This window comes from Synoicihabitans lomoniglobus (genome assembly GCF_029023725.1).
GTDB classification, from domain to species: domain Bacteria; phylum Verrucomicrobiota; class Verrucomicrobiia; order Opitutales; family Opitutaceae; genus Actomonas; species Actomonas lomonigloba.
Window position 1 is genome coordinate 2,979,553 of the sequence record NZ_CP119075.1, and the last position, 17,827, is coordinate 2,997,379.

Here is a 17,827-nt window from a genome sequence, read left to right on the forward strand (position 1 = left end):
TTCAGTGACCCAAAGTCTTCCGCGCCATGCGCAGCATCGACTCCTCCGCATTATAAGCGGCCATGTTGGCGATTTCGATCCACGCAAGATCGTGGGATTCCGCTGACACCACCAACGGTTCCTCCGGATCAGCCTCGATCATGAAGCGCAGGTCGTAGTGCCAATGTTCGGGTTCCTGCTGGCGAGCGGGAATGCGATGGCGATCCACATCAAACAACGTTCCGCTCACCATGCGAAGCCGGCGCAGTCCGCTTTCCTCGCGGGCTTCCGTCATGGCGACTTCGGCCAGATTCAGATTACCGTCCGCGTGCCCCCCCAGTTGGAGCCACATGTTCAACTTGCGATGGTGAGTGAGCAAGGTCCGCGTGCGCGTCGCATCCACGATCCACGCGGAACCGGTGAGATGACCCACCGCCAGCGACCGCTCCGCACAGTCCGGCTCCGCGGCCACGAAGGCCAACGTCGCCGTCAGCATGGCCGCCTCGTGCGCATCCGTCGCTCGATCCGCATGTTCCCGCAGCAAGGCGAGCACGGTTTCCTGGGTCGCGTTGCTCATCGGTTTTGCCACAACGCGTCCGCTTCGAAACCGTCCGCTTCTTCCAGCAAAGGCCATACCTCATCGACCGTAGCAGCCACGTGCATGAGTTTGCGCAGACCGGCAGACTTGAAACGCTCGACCACCATGCGCTCCAAAAACCGCAGCAGGTCGTCATAAAAGCCATCTTGGTTGAGAATCACGAGCGGCTTGCGGTGACGGGCCAAGCCGCGTTCGACCATGATCTCACTCACCTCTTCCAACGTGCCGATTCCTCCCGGCAGTGTGATGTAGGCGTCAGCGCGATCGGCCATGACCCGTTTGCGCTCCCGCATGGAGTCCACCGTGATCAATTCATCGGCTTGGTGATAGGCGAGTTCACGCACTTTCATGAATTCCGGGATGACGCCCACCACCCGCCCTCCGGCCTGGTGCACGCCCCGCGCCACTTCGCCCATGGTGCCGGCGTTGCCACCCCCGTAGATCAATCCCCAGCCGCGTTCGGCCAATCCACGTCCGACCGCCGCCCCCGCCGCATAGTATTTCGGATCGAGATCGCGGCTCGAAGCACAGTATACACAAAGAAGCTTACTCATGTTGAACCCCACGAAGTCACACGATTACGCCCGGATGTCATTCCTGAATCGCCTCCGTAACCCATCTGTCTCCATCCGTGTTCGTCCGTGACTGCGAAAACCTCACCTTATCTTGGCCGACTCGCCCCTTCGCCCACCGGGCGTTTGCATCTGGGGCACGCGCGCACCTTCTGGGTGGCACAGCAACGCGCCCTCGCCGCCGGCGGAGATCTGCTGCTTCGCAATGACGATCTCGACGCCAGCCGGTGCCGCCCCGAATTCGTGGACGCATTTATCGAGGATCTGACATGGCTCGGTATCATGTGGCGCCCTCCCATCGTCACGCAAAGTCAACGCCTCGACCGCTACCGGCTCGCCCTGCATCAACTGCACACCGCCGGCACCATCTATCCCTGTCATCGATCGCGGCGCGAAGTCGCCGAGGCCGCCGCCGCGCCACACGAAGACGGACTCAACGACGAACCGCTTTTCCCGCCCGCCTGGCGCTCTCCTGCCGACGCCCCACTCCCGCCCCTTACCAACCCGGTGGAGTGCAATTGGCGCTTTCGCGTGCCCGACGGTGAAGCCATCTCCTTTCGCGACTCCTGCACCGGCCTTGAAACCGCGGTCGCCGGACGCGATTTCGGCGACTTCCTCGTGTGGCGCAAAGACGACGCGCCCAGTTACCAACTCGCCTGCGCGGTTGACGACGGCGAAATGGGCATCACCGAAGTCGTCCGCGGAGAAGACCTCATCAAATCTACCTTCCGTCAGCTGCTCCTCCTGCGCGCGCTCGATCTCCCCGAACCTACCTACTACCACGCGCCCCTCATGACCGATGACCAAGGCGAACGCCTCGCCAAACGCCACGATGCCCTCAGCCTGCGTGCTCTCCGCGAACAAGGCATCACGCCGAGCGAAATTCTCGCAAAATTCCGGCCGTAGGAGCGTGCTTGCGCGCGATAACACCTGCCTCTCCGTCGCCCCTCCTTCCGCCACCGCGTTCATCGCGCGCAAGCACGCTCCTACATCTCACACCCAGTCCCTCATCCTGCTCCGCAGATAGATCTGTGTTCATCTGTGTCCATCTGTGGTTAAAAATATCCAACCATGACCCCTGCCAAAATCGGTGTCCTCAACATCTCCGACCGCGCCGCCGCCGGCATCTACGCCGACGAACCCGGCCAAGCCTGCGTCGCCCTGTTGCGCGAATGGCTCACCTCAGCGTTCGAGCCCGTTTACGCCGTCATTCCCGACGAACAAGCCCAGATCGAGGCCGAGCTCATTCGCCTCGCCGACCACGAATACTGCGCCCTCATCGTCACGACCGGCGGCACCGGCCCCACCGCCCGCGATGTGACTCCGGAAGCCACCGCCGCCGTGTGCGAAAAAATGCTCCCCGGCTTCGGCGAACTTATGCGCGCCAAATCCCTGCAATACGTGCCCACCGCCATCCTCTCGCGGCAGACTGCCGGCACGCGCGGCTCGACTCTTATCGTCAACCTGCCGGGTCGCCCCAAAGCCATCCGCGAAAACCTCGAAGTCGTATTCCCCGCCATTCCCTACTGCATCGACCTCATCGGCGGCCCCCGTCTCGAAACCGACCCGACGAAGATGCCCGTCTTCCGCCCCAAATCGAATTGACGAGCAAGGTCGGATTCCGGTCGCAAATCCGAAATCCGAAATCCAAAATTCAGTCATGCCTTACCTGAAGATTCAGACCAATCTGCCGGTGACGACGGCCGCACAGAAATCGGTGGCCAAGGCCGCCTCGACACTCGTGAGTGAGGAGCTCGGTAAACCCGAGGAATACGTGATGATCGCGGTGCAACCCAGCACCGAAATGCTCTTTGCCGGGACCGATGACCCCGTGGCCTTTTTGGAACTGAAGGCCATCGGTATTCCCGGTCGTCAAACCAAACGCCTGAGTGCCGAACTCTGTCGGCTCATTCACGACCACCTCGGTGTCGAGCAGGCCCGAATCTACATCAAATTCATCGACGTCCAACGCGGCATGTGGGGCTGGAAAGGCGACGTCTTTTAGGCCGCCAGCCTCTGGGAACGCCGAGCTCCAGCTCGGCCCCAGCCACCCAGGAGCATTCGCCCCCCTCTCAGCCACCACTACCCACTCACCCGTGGCTGAACAGTCCGACAATTCCAATCCTGCCGAGCTGGAGCTCGGCGCTCCCAGAGCCGGATCAGGTTGGCATTCCCGTGGCTACCTTCCGCATCGCGACAAACTCCGTCTACTCCAATCGATCACCTTCCGTTTGGCGGACTCACTACCTCAAGAGAAACTCCGCCAGTTGGAGGAAACGCTCAGCGTTCTCGTTCCTGAAGAACGCGACCAAGCAAAACGACGCCAGATCGAAACATGGCTCGACGCCGGATTAGGTTGCTGCGCTCTCCGGCATCCTGCTGTGGCGACCGCGGTTCAAAACTCACTGCTCCATTTTGACGGCGTGCGTTACCACCTGTTGGCGTGGTGTATCATGCCGAATCACGTTCACGTGCTGATAAAACCACACACGGCGCTCGCCGGAATCGTGCAATCATGGAAGTCGTTCACCTGAAGATGGGCTTTGGCGCGAAATACCGAACTGAAACTTGGTATTCCCGAGAGTCAGAAAACGTTTTGGATGCGCGAGTATTGGGATCGTTACATTCGCGATGAACGGCATCTCCGACGAGTGATGGCTTACATCCACGAAAATCCGGTGAAGGCGGGTCTCTGCGCCCATTCATCCGACTGGCCCTGGTCGAGCGCCGCCGTCCCCACGGGAACATTAACCAAGTAACCCGGCCTGGGAACGCCGAGCTCCAGCTCGGCCCCGGCCACCTGCCGAGCTGGAGCTCGGCGTTCCCAGTTCGTTGCTTCGCGCCTCACAGTTCCGTATATTTATCCGCCCGGCCCTTGGCTTTTTCGACCGGATACTTCGCGGCATTGGCGGCCATTTTTCGCTCAATGGCCGCGGCCACATCGATGCCGGTCATGTTGGCGAATTCGAGGGCGTAGATCACCACGTCGGCGAGCTCTTCCTCAATCTTCGCGCGTTTCTTGGGATCAGCTAGCATCTGGCGGGAGTCGTCGGAAGATCCCCATAGAAAATGCTCCATCAGTTCGCCGGCCTCGGCCGCCAGCGCCATGCTCAGATTCTTGGGCGCGTGAAACTGCTCCCAATCGCGCTCCCGCGCAAATGCCAGCACCCGCGTTTTAATCTCCGCAATCGTCGTGGCATCGTCGCTCAAGGTTTCCATGGGAAGCAACACCATGAGCTTTCGAACTGCTCTGACAATTTTGTTACTAAGAAACTTTCTCTGACACCGTTTTACGCTGCGCTGGCGACTCGTTTCAGATATGCTGTGAAAACCGTGACGATGCTACCCCGCATTCCTTCATTCGCTTGCTCGATTTTACTGCTCGCGACCGTCCTTTCCGCCCAGCCCCATGCCAGTGATCGCGACTGGGAACGCGTCACCGCTGAGGGACGTCAACTCATGGCCGAAGCATCATGGCAATTAGCGGCCGAACGCTTCGCCGCCGCTCTCGCCGTGGCCCCACCCGACGCCGACACCCGCCATTTGCGTCTGGATTTCATTCGGGCCCGCGTGCCTTCGATCGAATCATCCCGAAACTGGATCGAGCGACGTGAAGCCGCGACCCGACTGGCGGCCGAACTTGCTCCTCTCGTGCCTGATTTTAATGCAGAGTCCTCGGCCCCCCTCGGCAATTTCCAATTGGAGGCACTCGAAGTCGCCCTGCAGGTGCAGCGATTCCTAGACTCCCAGCAGGCTTCGACGGATCTCATTGCTATCGCCCGGCGGCTCGGTGATCAACCCGCCAACGCGGCCAACAACGCCCGCCTCGCCCACTTCTTGCATCGGCAGGTGCAAACGGGTGGCGAGCTCCCGTCACGCGATCTACAGGAACTTCGCCCCTTGCTGCGCTCGGTGCAGGTGAACGCGCCGACGCGAGATCTTCGCGCGTGGGCCGCGTTTGTTCTCGCGCTCCGACTCGACCCCCAAAAGTCCAACCCTACCGAACACTTCCAAGCCTGGCAGATCGCTCGGCAACTTGCCGCCGGCACCAGCGTCGAGGCCGATGTCGCAGCGGGTTGGTATCTATGGCGCGCCCTACGTGGTTGGAGTCCTGACCGACAGTTGGGCGAACCTTCCGATATCGCCGCCCTGTTTGAGGAGGGAGAATCCATCCGCCTTCGCATATTGACGGACGGTTCACCCGCCGCCCGCGACGAATTTCTGAATCCAGTCGATCGTCTGCTCCGGCAATGGAGCGATCCCGTTCGACGAATCAACTTTGCGCCGCATTACCTGCCGGACGCTCCCATTGATTTCAGCTACGCGGTGGCCGGGGTTTCCCAGCTGCACTTCGAACTCCAACGGCAGGATCCCTTCGCTGCCCGGGCTCAGGGCCGGACCGACACACTCGATCTTTCGCCTCCGGGTGAAACCGTCGGCAGCTGGACCCTGACATTCGACGATGCCGAAGCCATGACCTGGCACACTGGTGTGCACCAACTCACACCCCAGCTTGGGCCGGGATACTACGCGTTGAAAATCCGCAGTGAATCCGTCCGCGGCGAGGCGCCCCCCGAACAGGACGTGCGGTTCACCGTCGGTGCCTACCAAGCCATGCTCGTCAGTTCCCCGCTGAAGGAAACCCCCGACGAGCTCCTGCTGATCGACCTCCACACCGGAGCCCCCGTGGGCGGCGCCATGGTCCGTGGTTTTTGTCACGCCTTTCCGAACGAAGTTCACGAATGGAACGTCACCACCGATGCTACGGGGCGCGCGCAAGCCCCCCTGATTCCCTCCCTCGACCGGCACCGCTGGACCCGCAATGTTCTCTACGGAGAGTCGAACGGCCATGTTTTCGTAATCACCGATCACAGCAGCTACGACCATGATGGCCTCGTCGCCGACCTCGTGCTCGATCGCCCCCTTTACCGCCCCGGCGAGACGCTGCACTGGAAGCTCATCGTTCGTCAGCGCGGCGCAGGCCGTTGGCAGACACCAGTCGGGAATTTCGGTATTCGTTTATTCGATACTAAAAGCACCACGCTGTTCTCGCAACCCCGCGTGGCGCTGGATGCGTTTGGCTCTATCGACGGTGCGTTCGACATCCCCTCCGACGCACCGGTCGGTTACGTTCGGATCGAGCTCGAATATCCCGACGGGCGCACCACCACGCTCCCGAGAATCTTCCTCATCGACAACTATGTGCCGCCCGCGCTGAGCACCGGGATTTCGTTCGCCGGTGCATCCGACGGATTACGACTGGGGCAGGACGTCCCCATCCGGATCTCCGCCCGCTACCTTTCCGGCGGTCCCGCCGTCGGGGCGAAGGTGGAAGTCACCGTCCAATCCGACACGACTTACCTCGACCAAGACCGATCCGACACCGATTCCACCACCACGCTTCACGGCACCACCGATGCCGACGGTGAGACGACCCTAACCTGGAGTCCCCCCCATTTTTCCGCTGACGTGATCCAAACCCAGTTGGAGATCCAGGCCCAGGTGCTGCCCGCTGGAGGCCAGCCTGTCACCAAGGAAACCACGTGGAATCTCACCCCGGCCGGTTTCGTGGCGGAGATCGACCAGGATGGATCGCCTCTGCTTGCCGCGCCTGGCGAGGCCGTCGTTTTCACCGGACAAATTGTCGACGGGACCGACGCTCCCATTCGATTTTCCGGAGCCGCCGAGTTGGTGCAATTGCGCTGGCAAGGCGTCTACCTGAACGAACTTCAAGAGGTCGTCGATCACCGCTCGATCCCGGCCAATTCTCCGTCCCATCGGCTCCCGGAGGGCTGGATACGGCTGCATGAAGGTTACGTCGAAACCGTCGTCGACCACGGAGAGATCGAAGCGGATGCCAACGGGCAATTCAGTTTCCAGTGCACCGCTCCGCCCAACGGGCTCTATCGGGTTCGCATTCGCGATCGCGATCCACATCTTCTCGATGACCCCAGCGGTGGCCCACCCCCGCGGATGCTTCGCTCGCAGATCCATCCTCCCCACCGGCGCGACCAATTCGCCTTGGTCGTGGCTGATCAATCCACGACGGAGCTGCCCCTTCCTCCCGGTTCGCCCGTTCTTTTCCTAAACGACCACATTCCGCAAAATAGTGTGTATCGCGCATTGCTCGTCCGGTCGAATTCCACTCAGCCCGCCCTGCTGACCGTGGCCCGCGAATCCGGCACCCATTCCCAACTCCTCGCGGCCGGCCCGCGTCTACACTGGATCGATCTCAGCCCTTACACCACGGAGGCAGGCACCGTGCAGATCCAAGTCGGCTCGCTGGACAAGGGTGGATTAGCCACCCGCGAGTTTGAGATCGAACCCGCTGTCCCACCCGTCCGGCTGGAAGTCGACGTGCCCGCTTCCGTGCGCCCGGGTGAAACCACCCGCATCGTCGTGGAAACGCGTCACTCCGACGGGGCTCCTCAGCGCGCGCAAATCCTTCATACCGTGGCGGACGACGCGGTCCTGCAACTGTTCAGACAAGTCGGGTCGAGCGACGCCCCCTACATCGCCTTTAACGACACCGCGAACTTCGTCGGCATCCGGCGCAGCAATTCCGCCCGCCCGCGCGAGCACGAGTTCAAGCCCATACTTGATTGGCGCCCGGGGGCCATCGTGCAGGCGACCGGTGCCCCCACCACGGACGACGCCAACGTCATGCTGGCCCCGTTAAGTGTGAGGAGTGTCAGCCTGTCCGCGTATGGCGCATCCGGATACCAGGCCGATGAAGGTTCGGCGCTGGCGTATACTCAATCACTCGAACCACCACCCCAACTTGCAGGATCCGGAGATTCCGGTTCGCCCCGACTTCGACGTCATTTTGCCTCCACCGCCGCTTGGTTGCCCGACATCGAAACCGATGCTGCGGGACGGGCCGAGTTTGAGTTCACCTATCCCGACAATCTCACCTCCTGGCACCACAAGACCTACGCCCTCACGGCCGATGGCCGGTTCATCGCCACCGCCACATCCAAGTCGCGGGCCGCGCTCCCCCTGCAGGCACGACTGCAAACCCCTCGTTTCCTGATCGCCGGCGACACCAGCAACCCGTCCGTCACCGTCGTGGATCGCACCGGTCGGGACTCCACCGTGTCCGCCTCCTTACTGGTCGAGGGCGAAGCCGCTCACCTCTCCAACGATTCGCCATCGACCCAGAAAACCCCGGTCAGCGGCGATGCCGAGATTCCATTGTTCTGGAAACTCGAAGCAGTCGCAGCGGGATCAGTGCTGTTGACCGGCTCCGTCGCCAACGACGACGCGTCCGATGCGATGCAAATCCCCCTCGTTGTTCATGAAGACGGCATCGAACAACATTTGGCCGCCTCCACCCGACTCCGGGCCGGAGCCAGCTCCGCGAGCTTGACGCTGGAACTGCCCCAACCACTCGACCCCGGTCGCACTACGGCCCGACTCCAGCTCGCCAGCAGTCCGGCCGTTGCTGCCCTCGACGCCCTGCCCTACCTGATCGACTACCCTTACGGATGCGTGGAACAGACGATGAGTCGTTTCCTTCCGGCCGTCGTGGTTCGGACAGCACTCCTTCGTCTTGGGCTCGAGCCCGCTGCCGTGGAGGCGCGTATCCTCGGGCACGAATCCACCTCCGACGCACAGCGCCGCCTGGATACTGCCGGATTGAGCGAACTCGATGAAGTCATCCGCCGCAGCCTCCGTCGCTTGACCTCTGACCAACACCAAACGGGTGGCTGGGGCTGGTGGCCGGGCGGCGAGCAGGACGATCCATGGATGACGGCCTACGTCACGTGGTCTCTGGGTCAGATTCAACGAGCCGGCGTCGCGCTCGAACCAAGCATGCTCGATCGGGCGGGCGCGCGTTGCGCTCATATCGCCGCCACCTCCGGTTTCGAAATCGACGACCGGGCGTGGGCCCTCGCCGCGTGTGCTTCCCTGGTGGATACTCCGGCCGATTTATCCGTCGACGCGGTCCTGGCGGAACTCTTTTCCGATCGCGACGCGCTGAGCCCATCCGCTCGCGCCGCCCTCGCGTTGGCCGTCGCAAAATTTGGTGATGACGAACAACGTGCAATCATCACCCGCAACCTCGTCAATCACACCGTGCAGGAATCCAGTGACCTCGGCACGCTCGTGCACTGGGGACAAGTTCAGGGACACTACCGCGCCCTTGAAGGCGCGACCGAAGCCACCGCTGTTTCCATCCTCGCGCTGCTTCACCTCGACACCTCCCACCCCCTTATCGAACCCGCGATCGCCTGGCTCAGTCTCAATCGCCGCAGTGCCCACTGGGAAAGCACCCGCGCCACCAGCTTCGCCGTGCTGGCGCTTACCCGGCACTTGGAATCCAGCGCCGTTAACGATCCGGTCGCTCAACGATTGGAGGTTCAAGTGAACAACCATCCGCTCGAAACCGTCGACCTCTCGCCGACCAACCTGTTGGCGCAACCGATTTCGCTCACGATTCCAGTCGATCAACTCAACCCCGCCTCCAATCGGATCGAACTACGCCGAACGACGACGGCGGATACGGCTACGGTCTACGCCACCGCGCTAGTAGAAACCTGGGCCACCGGCGACGGGGTCAAACCCGCCAGTCACGTCATATCGGTCAAACGGGAGTTCGAGCGGCTCGTGCCCACTCCAACGGTGGCGGGGCCTGTCCGGTTCACGTCGACTACGCTCGAACGTGGCGATACCTCCCATGCCAGCGAGCAAATCGACGTCCAGGTGCGCGTGAGCGTGCCGCACGACCTGCGTTACGTCATGGTAGCGGTGCCCAAACCCGCTGGCTGTGAACCGCTCAACCCGCTCAGTGGCTGGGATGCCACTCTTCGGCCGTGGATGTCCCCCGGGGTGTCCGCGACCGCCTCCAATGAACGTCGCCTTTTCCGGGAGGAAAAGGACGACCACAGTGCTGTATTCATCGACCGCCTCGATGCTGGAGAATGGCAGATTACACTTCGCCTGCGCGCCGTCACTCCCGGCGACTATCGTGCCCTCCCCGCTCGGGTAGAAGCCATGTATGTGCCCGAGATCACCGCGAACAGCGATGCCCGTCGATTGCACATCGCGGGGACTGAGAATTCAGCACCCTGATTTTCCAGCAACTCTGCCATCGCGCCAGCGCCAGTAGCCGGCGCAGACGCTGCCGATGACGGAGTGCATCACGGCCGAGATGGCGCAGGGCACGGCCGCCAGAGCGACGCCGGTGATAGGACTGGCAAAATGTTTGTTGGCCAGCACGACGCCCAAGCCGGAGTTCTGCATGCCTACTTCGATCGATACCGTGCGCGCGGAGCGCCGCGGAAGTTTGAACAATCGCGATAGCGTATAACCGATACCAAATCCTCCGATGTGCAGCAGCGTAACGGCCAGCAGCAGCGTTCCTGCACTCGACTTCACTTCGTCCACCCGTTGCCCGATGATGCTCGCGCAAATCATCGCGATCGCGATGACCGAAACGAGCGGCGCGATCGGCAGCACGCGCGTCACGGCCCGCGGCCAAAACCGGTTGAGCACCACGCCGAGCAGCACCGGAATGATCACCACTTGAAACGTGCTCGCAAACAGCCCCCACGCATCGACCGGCACCCGCGTGCCGACGAGCGTGGCAGTGAGCAATGGCGTCATGATGGCGGCCGCGACGGTCGAACATGCCGTCATTACCACGGACAGGCACACATCGGCCTTGGCAATGAAGGTCACCACATTCGACGCGGTGCCACCGGGGCAACACGCGACCAGCACCAAACCCACGGCATACTCCGTCGGTAGCCCGAGCACCCAGCCGATTCCCCACCCCAACAGAGGCATGATGGTGTATTGGCCGACAAACCCGATCGCCACGGGCTTGGGCATTTTTTTGACCGCTTTGAAATCCTCGAGAGTGAGCGTCACGCCCATCCCGAGCATCGTGATTGCCAGGCCCCAAACGATCCAAGGACCGCGAAACCAAGTGAACCAATCCGGCACGACCAAGGCCGCGCCGCAAAAGACCAACACCCACAACGGGAAGGCATTGGTCAGCGGGGTAAGCTGACGAGAGAGGGGCATAGCCGCGACGTTGGGAGGCGTGTTCCCGTGACGCAATCTTCACATCCAAAATCGCCAAACCACTTGGCACGCGTGATGCATTGGCCGTAAGTGTAGTTAAAACCGCATGACAACCCGCTCCCGTCACACCTGCTCGCTCGCCACCGCATCCCTCCGGATGCGTGCGATTACGGCTGTGGTGCGCCAGGGTCGTGCGTCCGTGCAGGGTTGGCAAAAACACCAACCGATCACGGGCACTCAGGCCTAAACCATTTCCTTTGCGGATTTCGTTTAGCCCTCTGAATGCCCGGCCTGTTTCAGGTTCCGAGGTCCGCCCTCCCGTTTTTCCTGCCATGAACAACATCGCCCTCCCGACCAAGTCTGCTGCGAAGTCGCGTCTACCGGAATCCGTCCCGTGCAACGGATCGTTCTGCACGCCGCACTTCGATTGCGAGACCCTGCCCGACGCCCTCCGGCTCGTCGTGTTTCTGCCGGAGGTCCATCCCCGCGCCGTGGAAATCGCGACGCGGGGAACCGACCTCACGGTTTCGGCCCGCAAGGCCCATCACGTCCGTGCCAATTGGAAATCGATGCATTTGGAAGGCGTGCAACGCGACTACTTGCTCAACCTCCGTCTCGGACGGTCGTTGGACTTCACCGCGCTGCAGGCAGAACTCCGAGACGGAGCCCTCACGCTCACCATCCCGAAACGGCATGGCGGGGTGACCGGTTTCCGCCCGGAGTCCAATTTGGTCGCCTGACGCCCCCGCGTGCCGTATCGATAAATCGGTTACGACGCTACTCCGGCACCAGCCACTGCAAGGTCCCCGCTCCCCCGGGGGCCTGCGCCAGCGTCTCCCCCAGCCACGACATCGCCGGTGCCACCCGTTGGTCGAGCTGCCATGGCGGATTGATCACCATCAAGCCCGCCCCGCTCATTTTCAAACCTGCGTCCGGGCCCGCCACGGTGAGCTCGGCCGTCCACGTCGCCGGAAGCACCAGGGTCGGATCATCCCGTAAAAATTCCGGCACTCCCACGCGCTCCGTGATCGGATACCACACCGCGAAGGTCGCGGCGGGCAGTCGTCGCAAACCTTCGCGCAACGCTGCGGCAACGTCACGGGATTCACGGGCGTTTTCGTAGGGCGGATCGATCAACACGAGTGCCCGCCGTTCCAACGGCGGCAGGCAACCCCGGATCGCCTCGTAACCATCGCGTGATTCCACCCGCAGGTTCCGCGGACCGGGAATGGCCTCCGCCAAGGCCGCGTATTCTTCGTCATGCAGTTCGCAAAAGACCGCACGATCCTGCTCACGCAGACGATCAGCGATGAGCAAAGGTGATCCCGGATAGGGCTTCACCGCTTGATCAGGAGCGCGTCGGACGAACGCGTGAACCGCCGTGACGTAATTTTCAATCAACGCCGGACGATCCGACGCGTGCTCCACGCGACCCCATCCCTCCGGCCATTCCGGAGCGCGGGTGAGCGAGTCACCGTGCGCGGCCGACTCCAGATCATACGCCCCCCGCCCCGCATGGGTGTCGAGAAAGAGAAATCCCTTGTCCTTGCGCTGCATCCCGTCGACCAGCGCGAGCAGGATGGCGTGTTTGGCCACATCGGCGAAATTTCCCGCGTGGTAATGATGCCGATAATTCACAGCCGAACTTTCACCACGGTTTTGCGCACCACCGTCGGCCGACCATCGATCGCCAGGGACGGCTTGTGCACATCGACGGGAAAAAACACCGCGATTTCCCCCGCTCGCATGCGCCAGGAGGAGACCGGCCCACCATCGGCAAAAAATCGGACATCCCGCGTTGCGATCGCGTCTTCCGTGACCGCGAGCTCCGCTGCGGTGGTGACCTCGATGATCTCGTCACCCGCCACGATCGCCTGTAAATCGATGTGATCGCGGTGCGCTTCAAACCGCCCGGCCTCGCGGGGTTTGCTTTCGTAAACCTGCTCCATGGCGAAGACACCATCGCCGAGTTCGACTTGCTGCGTCTCCCCCACGGGCAGACCCGAAATTCGGGCGTGGACTGCCGAATCGGGATCAAACGCCTCCCGCAAATAGTTCAGCGCCACTGCGAACCGCGGTGTCGCAACGAGTTGTTGTTCGATAGTTTCGAGAGAACCCCAAAGAGCCATGGCAGCACTTCACCGCGCCGTCTCGCCCGCGGCAAGCGCCGAGCTGCCACCGGCGGTTCCCGGCGGTTCCCGGCGTGGAGCGGAAAATCCCGAAAATATTCGTGTCTATTAGGGACCAATCGTGGTTAAAAAACCGTTTCCTCCTTAACTCGGGCCGGCATCCGTAGGCCGGACCACAACACCATACCGCCATGTCCTCCATGACTCCGCTCGAAGAAATGCGCCACTCGTGCTCCCACGTTCTGGCCACCGCCGTTCTACGTCTCTTCCCCGAGACCAAACTCGATATCGGTCCGCCCACCGACACGGGGTTTTATTACGATTTCGATTCCGAGCACAAATTCACCGTCGAAGATCTTGAGAAAATCGAGGCCGAGATGACCAAGGTCATCAAAGAAAACCAGGCCTTCCGGCGCAAAGAGGTTCCCCGCGACGAAGCGATCGAGATCATCAAAGCCCGCGGCCAGGAGCGCTACAAACTCGGCCGTCTCGATGACATTCCCGAGGGCGAAGCCATCTCCTTTTACGAGAATGGTGAATTCATGGATCTCTGCGCCGGTTCGCACGTGCGCTACACCAAGAAGATCAAAGCGTTCAAACTGCTCTCCGTCGCCGGTGCCTATCACCGCGGCGACGAAAAGAACAAACAGCTCCAGCGCATCTATGGCACCGCCTTTCCGTCCAAGGACGAATTGGCCGCCTACATGGAGCAAATCGAACAGGCCCGCGCCCGCGATCACCGCAAGATCGGCAAGGACCTGAAACTCTTCGTCATCGACGAAGATGTGGGCCAAGGCCTGATCCTCTGGACTCCGGCCGGCTCCGTCATTCGCCAGGAGTTGCAGAACTTCATCGGCAACGAACTGCGCAAGCAGGGTTACCATCAGGTCTTCACGCCGCACATCGGCAAACTCGCGCTCTACAAGACGTCCGGCCACTTCCCCTACTACAAGGACTCGCAGTTCCCCGCCATTCCCGAGCCCGACGATTTTGCCCGCGTCGCGACCGAAGGCTGCGGCTGCGCTGAACTCACGGCGCGCCTCGAAGCCGTCTCGCCGCATTTTGCCAACGAGATCAATCGTCGCACCGGCACCGAGACCATCGGAGCCGACCGCGTGATGGATGCGACCAAGCTCCTCGACGGCTTCATGCTGAAGCCGATGAACTGCCCGCACCACATCAAGATCTTCGACTCGCAGCCGCACTCCTACCGCGACCTGCCATTGCGGCTCGCGGAGTTCGGCACCGTCTATCGTTGGGAGCAGTCCGGCGAACTGAACGGCATGACCCGCGTGCGCGGCTTCACCCAGGACGACGCCCACTTGTTCTGCACCGAGGATCAGGTCGCCGCCGAAGTCATGGGCTGCCTGTCGCTCGTGAAGACGGTATTGTCGACGCTCGGCATGTCCGACTACCGCGTGCGGGTCGGCCTGCGCGATCCCGATGACTCCAAGTTTACCGGCGATCCCGCCAAATGGGATCAGGCCGAGGAGGCTTGTCGCAATGCGGCCAAAACGCTCGACGTGCCCTTCACCGAGGAACCCGGCGAAGCCGCGTTCTACGGGCCCAAGATCGATTTCGTGGTCAAAGACGTGATCGGCCGCGAGTGGCAACTCGGCACGGTGCAGGTCGACTACGTGCTGCCCGTGCGCTTCGACTTGTCTTACATCGGCGCGGACAATCAACCGCACCGCCCGGTCATGATTCACCGCGCGCCATTTGGCTCCATGGAGCGTTTCTGCGGCGTATTGATCGAGCACTTCAACGGCGATTTCCCGCTCTGGCTCGCGCCCGAACAGGTGCGGTTGTTGCCGATCAGCGAGAAGGTCATCGACTACGGCCGCGACTTGTTGGCCCAGCTCAAGGCGGCCGGCATCCGCGCCGTGCTCGACGAACATTCCGACAAGCTCGGCGCCAAGATCCGTCGCGCCGAGTTGGACAAGGTGCCCCACACCCTGATCCTCGGTGGCAAGGAAGCCGAAGCCGGAGCCGTCAGCGTGCGCACCCGCGCCAGCGGCGACGAAGGCACGGTGCCGTTTGCTGACTACCTCGCCCGCGCCCAGAACGAGATCGCGACGCGGTCTCTGCCCGTTCGCTCCAGTTAATCCCGCAGGGCAATCGCCCCTCCGACGACTCAGTCGTCGTCGATATTGGCGTCGGGGGCCGAGGCAAACCAAGCCTCGGCTTCCGCCATGGTTTGGAAAATCCCCGTCTGCCACGGGGTTTCCCCTCCCGCATTTTCATACATGCGGGCCAATCCGAACCCGACCTGGGCCGTCACCACGATGGCCACGCGCACGTGAGGATTACGACGCGCCGCCTCCGCATCGGAGCGCGCCGCATTCTGCACTGCCTCACTGCTGACACTGAAGCTTTCGACCTGCCGGTAGTCAGCCAGCTGACGCCGCATGCGCATGAAGCGCTCATCTGCGTAACAGGCGCGGTTGGGTATGACGACGTCCTCGTCGGTGAGATTCCCCTCCGAAACGATAACAAACATACGATCCTGCCAATGCCACTTTGAAGCCATCTGACATCTATCTGCATTAACCCCGGAACTAAAAGCAATCGGTTTGTATTATCCACACGAAGTCAACCCGCACGAAAAAGCCGACCACACACGGGTCGGCTGAAAGTGAATTTGGGCACTCGGCTCCGAACATTCGGGACCGATTCGGACGGGCCCGAAATCAGTTCGAGATATCGAACGTCGTGCTGCCTTCGCGCGCCGGGTAGTAGCTTTCATACCACTTCTTTTGCGCATCGCTGCCGGCGTAATCGGCCAAGGCTTTCTCGCTGGCGAATTCCATCACAAACGCGGCGCCACGATTGCCTTGGGCCTTGATGGTGCGCGTCCATACCCGGGTGATACCGGGATACTCCTTGGCGAGCGTGTGCACACCGTCGAGGGCCGCTTTGATCTGCGCCGGGGTGGCGTCAGCTTTCCACGAAACGGTCACCACATGGATAACGGATTTCGGAGCCATCTTGGATTCCTTCTCCATATGATGGTCGGCGGAGGCGGTGGAAGCTGCAAACGTGAGGGCGAGCAGCGTGATCAGGGTGGTGAGGGTCTTTTTCATTTCAAGAGGACTGAGGTGGGTAAGCGGGGTCATATTCCGGAGATCGGTCCTTTTTGGGCCGAAATTGTCTCCGGTCGGGCAAAACCCGACGTGAAGCTGAAACCTGCCCCATGAAATGCAGAAAGAAAAGTCCGGACCCCATTTTGACTCCGCGGCTGGTAAACCGTTAAGCACTCCTTGTGTTTTATTACACGTGTGGTAAATCCGCTTTACCGTAAACCCCTGTTATCGACCTCCCCTCCGATAACTCAATCGAATCTGCCTTCGCTGCTTTCGCGTAGTCCTTAACCCATGCGCCGTCGCTCTGATACTCCGTCCCTGGCCCGCATCGCTGAAGAAGCTGGCGTCTCGCGTGCTGCCGTCTCCATGGCGCTGCGCCACCATCCCCGTATTCCCGTTGCCACCCGTGAGCGCATCGAGGCCATTGCCAAGCGACTGGGGTGGAAACCCAATCCGTTGCTGGCCGAAGCCATGAGCGCCATCCGCGCCGGACAACCCCCGGCCGACCGCGTGACCCTCGCGTGGGTGACCACCTTCCCGGAACGCGACGGTTGGCGCGACATCCACTACTTCCTGCGCCTGCACGAAGGCTGCGTCGCGCGGGCCGCCCGCGCCGGTTACAAGCTTGAGCATTTCTGGTTGGGAGATGCGCGCGGCAACGTGTCCCGCCTCGGCGACATTCTCTACAATCGTGGCATCAACGGCGTGATCATCGCTCCCATGGCGCAGCCGGGATCACTCGACTTGCCTTGGAAACACTTTGCCTCGGCCACCATGGGGTTTTCCGTCACATCCCCTCGGCTCCACCGCGTCACCGACAATCACACCGCTTCCGTGCGCGTGGGCATCACCCGCCTGCGCGGGGCCGGTTTCAAACGCATCGGGTTCGCCATTTCGGGTAACTTTGACCGCCGTGTGAACGGCTTGTGGACCGCCGGCTACCTCTGGCAGACCAACGAAGACGGCGATTTCAAACCCGAGTTGCTCCATCGCCCCGACGAGCTCGACGAAACCACCTTCGTGCGTTGGGTGCGCGAGGAAAAGCCCGATGCCATCATCAGCGTGGATCGTCGCATTCCCGATTGGCTCGCCGGTGCCGGCATGCGCATCCCCCGCGATGTGGCCTACGTAAATTTGGACATCGCCGCTCCTGATGGCTCCGTGGCCGGGGTTTACCAAGATCCCGAAGGCATCGGAGCCTGCTGTGTCGACATGGTGGCTGGACAGCTGCTGCGTCACGAACGCGGTCTGCCGGTGAAGCCACGCACGGTCATCATCGATGGCCGATGGTGCGACGGCACCACCGCCCCGGCGTGCGATCCGGAAAGCGAAGCCGCGCAAAAGGCGGACCGGCTGCTTTGCAACGAGGGAAATTTCCCCGAGTTGCTGCCGAGCGCATTCGACTAAGCCGGAGACCCGGTCACGTCCGCCCCG

At 61.8% G+C, this 17,827-nt stretch carries 17 protein-coding genes; 9 read left to right on the forward strand and 8 right to left on the reverse strand.

Annotated elements, in window-relative coordinates:
• Position 1: 1 nt before the first annotated feature.
• Positions 2–556: an NUDIX hydrolase gene (locus PXH66_RS11690; RefSeq protein ID WP_330931670.1), complete on the reverse strand. Its 555-nt coding sequence runs from the start codon at positions 554–556 to the stop codon at positions 2–4.
• A complete protein-coding gene (locus PXH66_RS11695) occupies positions 553–1,131 on the reverse strand; it encodes an LOG family protein (RefSeq protein WP_330931671.1) in 579 nt (192 codons plus the stop codon). The genes PXH66_RS11690 and PXH66_RS11695 overlap by 4 nt, the downstream gene beginning before the upstream one ends.
• 87 nt (positions 1,132–1,218) lie before the next feature.
• On the opposite strand from PXH66_RS11695, the gene gluQRS reads away from it, so the two are divergent.
• The 4 genes from gluQRS to PXH66_RS11715 all read left to right on the forward strand — a co-directional run bounded on the left by gluQRS (position 1,219) and on the right by PXH66_RS11715 (position 3,683).
• Positions 1,219–2,055: a tRNA glutamyl-Q(34) synthetase GluQRS gene (gene gluQRS / locus PXH66_RS11700; protein WP_330931672.1), complete on the forward strand. Its 837-nt coding sequence runs from the start codon at positions 1,219–1,221 to the stop codon at positions 2,053–2,055.
• Positions 2,056–2,220: 165 nt separating this feature from the next.
• A complete protein-coding gene (gene mog / locus PXH66_RS11705) occupies positions 2,221–2,754 on the forward strand; it encodes a molybdopterin adenylyltransferase (RefSeq protein ID WP_330931673.1) in 534 nt (177 codons plus the stop codon).
• A gap of 55 nt (positions 2,755–2,809) precedes the next feature.
• Positions 2,810–3,154, forward strand: a complete 345-nt coding sequence (locus PXH66_RS11710; RefSeq protein WP_330931674.1) for a phenylpyruvate tautomerase MIF-related protein — start codon at positions 2,810–2,812, stop codon at positions 3,152–3,154.
• Between the two features lie 91 nt (positions 3,155–3,245).
• Positions 3,246–3,683 (forward strand): hypothetical protein, encoded by a 438-nt coding sequence (locus PXH66_RS11715; RefSeq protein ID WP_330931675.1) that lies wholly within the window; start codon positions 3,246–3,248, stop codon positions 3,681–3,683.
• Between the two features lie 310 nt (positions 3,684–3,993).
• On the opposite strand, the gene PXH66_RS11720 is transcribed toward PXH66_RS11715, so the two are convergent.
• Positions 3,994–4,368: a nucleotide pyrophosphohydrolase gene (locus PXH66_RS11720; protein ID WP_330932009.1), complete on the reverse strand. Its 375-nt coding sequence runs from the start codon at positions 4,366–4,368 to the stop codon at positions 3,994–3,996.
• A 120-nt stretch (positions 4,369–4,488) separates the two neighbouring features.
• Here PXH66_RS11720 and PXH66_RS11725 point away from each other — a divergent pair, with 120 nt between their 5' ends.
• On the forward strand, positions 4,489–10,224 hold the full coding sequence (locus PXH66_RS11725) for an alpha-2-macroglobulin family protein (RefSeq protein ID WP_330931677.1): 5,736 nt from the start codon (positions 4,489–4,491) through the stop codon (positions 10,222–10,224).
• Here the strand turns inward: PXH66_RS11725 and PXH66_RS11730 are convergent.
• Positions 10,213–11,181, reverse strand: coding sequence for a bile acid:sodium symporter family protein (locus PXH66_RS11730; RefSeq protein ID WP_330931678.1), 969 nt, complete (start codon positions 11,179–11,181; stop codon positions 10,213–10,215). The genes PXH66_RS11725 and PXH66_RS11730 overlap by 12 nt on opposite strands.
• Positions 11,182–11,287: 106 nt before the next feature.
• On the opposite strand from PXH66_RS11730, the gene PXH66_RS11735 reads away from it, so the two are divergent.
• Together PXH66_RS11735 and PXH66_RS11740 are read left to right on the forward strand one after the other, a co-directional pair.
• On the forward strand, positions 11,288–11,428 hold the full coding sequence (locus PXH66_RS11735) for a hypothetical protein (RefSeq protein ID WP_330931679.1): 141 nt from the start codon (positions 11,288–11,290) through the stop codon (positions 11,426–11,428).
• A gap of 85 nt (positions 11,429–11,513) precedes the next feature.
• On the forward strand, positions 11,514–11,921 hold the full coding sequence (locus PXH66_RS11740) for an Hsp20/alpha crystallin family protein (protein WP_330931680.1): 408 nt from the start codon (positions 11,514–11,516) through the stop codon (positions 11,919–11,921).
• A 37-nt stretch (positions 11,922–11,958) separates the two neighbouring features.
• On the opposite strand, the gene PXH66_RS11745 is transcribed toward PXH66_RS11740, so the two are convergent.
• The gene (locus PXH66_RS11745; protein WP_330931681.1) at positions 11,959–12,819 is read right to left on the reverse strand and encodes a 23S rRNA (adenine(2030)-N(6))-methyltransferase RlmJ; all 861 of its coding nucleotides are present in this window, start codon (positions 12,817–12,819) and stop codon (positions 11,959–11,961) included.
• Positions 12,816–13,310 (reverse strand): NanQ anomerase/TabA/YiaL family protein, encoded by a 495-nt coding sequence (locus PXH66_RS11750; RefSeq protein ID WP_330931682.1) that lies wholly within the window; start codon positions 13,308–13,310, stop codon positions 12,816–12,818. The genes PXH66_RS11745 and PXH66_RS11750 overlap by 4 nt, the downstream gene beginning before the upstream one ends.
• A 191-nt stretch (positions 13,311–13,501) precedes the next feature.
• Between PXH66_RS11750 and thrS the strand changes: the two genes are divergently transcribed.
• Positions 13,502–15,415, forward strand: coding sequence for a threonine--tRNA ligase (gene thrS / locus PXH66_RS11755; RefSeq protein ID WP_330931683.1), 1,914 nt, complete (start codon positions 13,502–13,504; stop codon positions 15,413–15,415).
• Positions 15,416–15,444: 29 nt separating this feature from the next.
• Here thrS and PXH66_RS11760 read toward each other — a convergent pair whose 3' ends face one another.
• Positions 15,445–15,840 carry a hypothetical protein gene (locus PXH66_RS11760; protein ID WP_330931684.1) on the reverse strand — a complete coding sequence of 132 codons (396 nt, stop codon included), beginning with the start codon at positions 15,838–15,840 and terminating at the stop codon, positions 15,445–15,447.
• A 160-nt stretch (positions 15,841–16,000) separates the two neighbouring features.
• Positions 16,001–16,393, reverse strand: coding sequence for a Dabb family protein (locus PXH66_RS11765; RefSeq protein ID WP_330931685.1), 393 nt, complete (start codon positions 16,391–16,393; stop codon positions 16,001–16,003).
• Between the two features lie 291 nt (positions 16,394–16,684).
• On the opposite strand from PXH66_RS11765, the gene PXH66_RS11770 reads away from it, so the two are divergent.
• Complete coding sequence (locus tag PXH66_RS11770; protein ID WP_330931686.1) at positions 16,685–17,800, forward strand: LacI family DNA-binding transcriptional regulator; 1,116 nt, start codon at positions 16,685–16,687, stop codon at positions 17,798–17,800.
• The last annotated feature ends 27 nt before the right edge of the window (positions 17,801–17,827 follow it).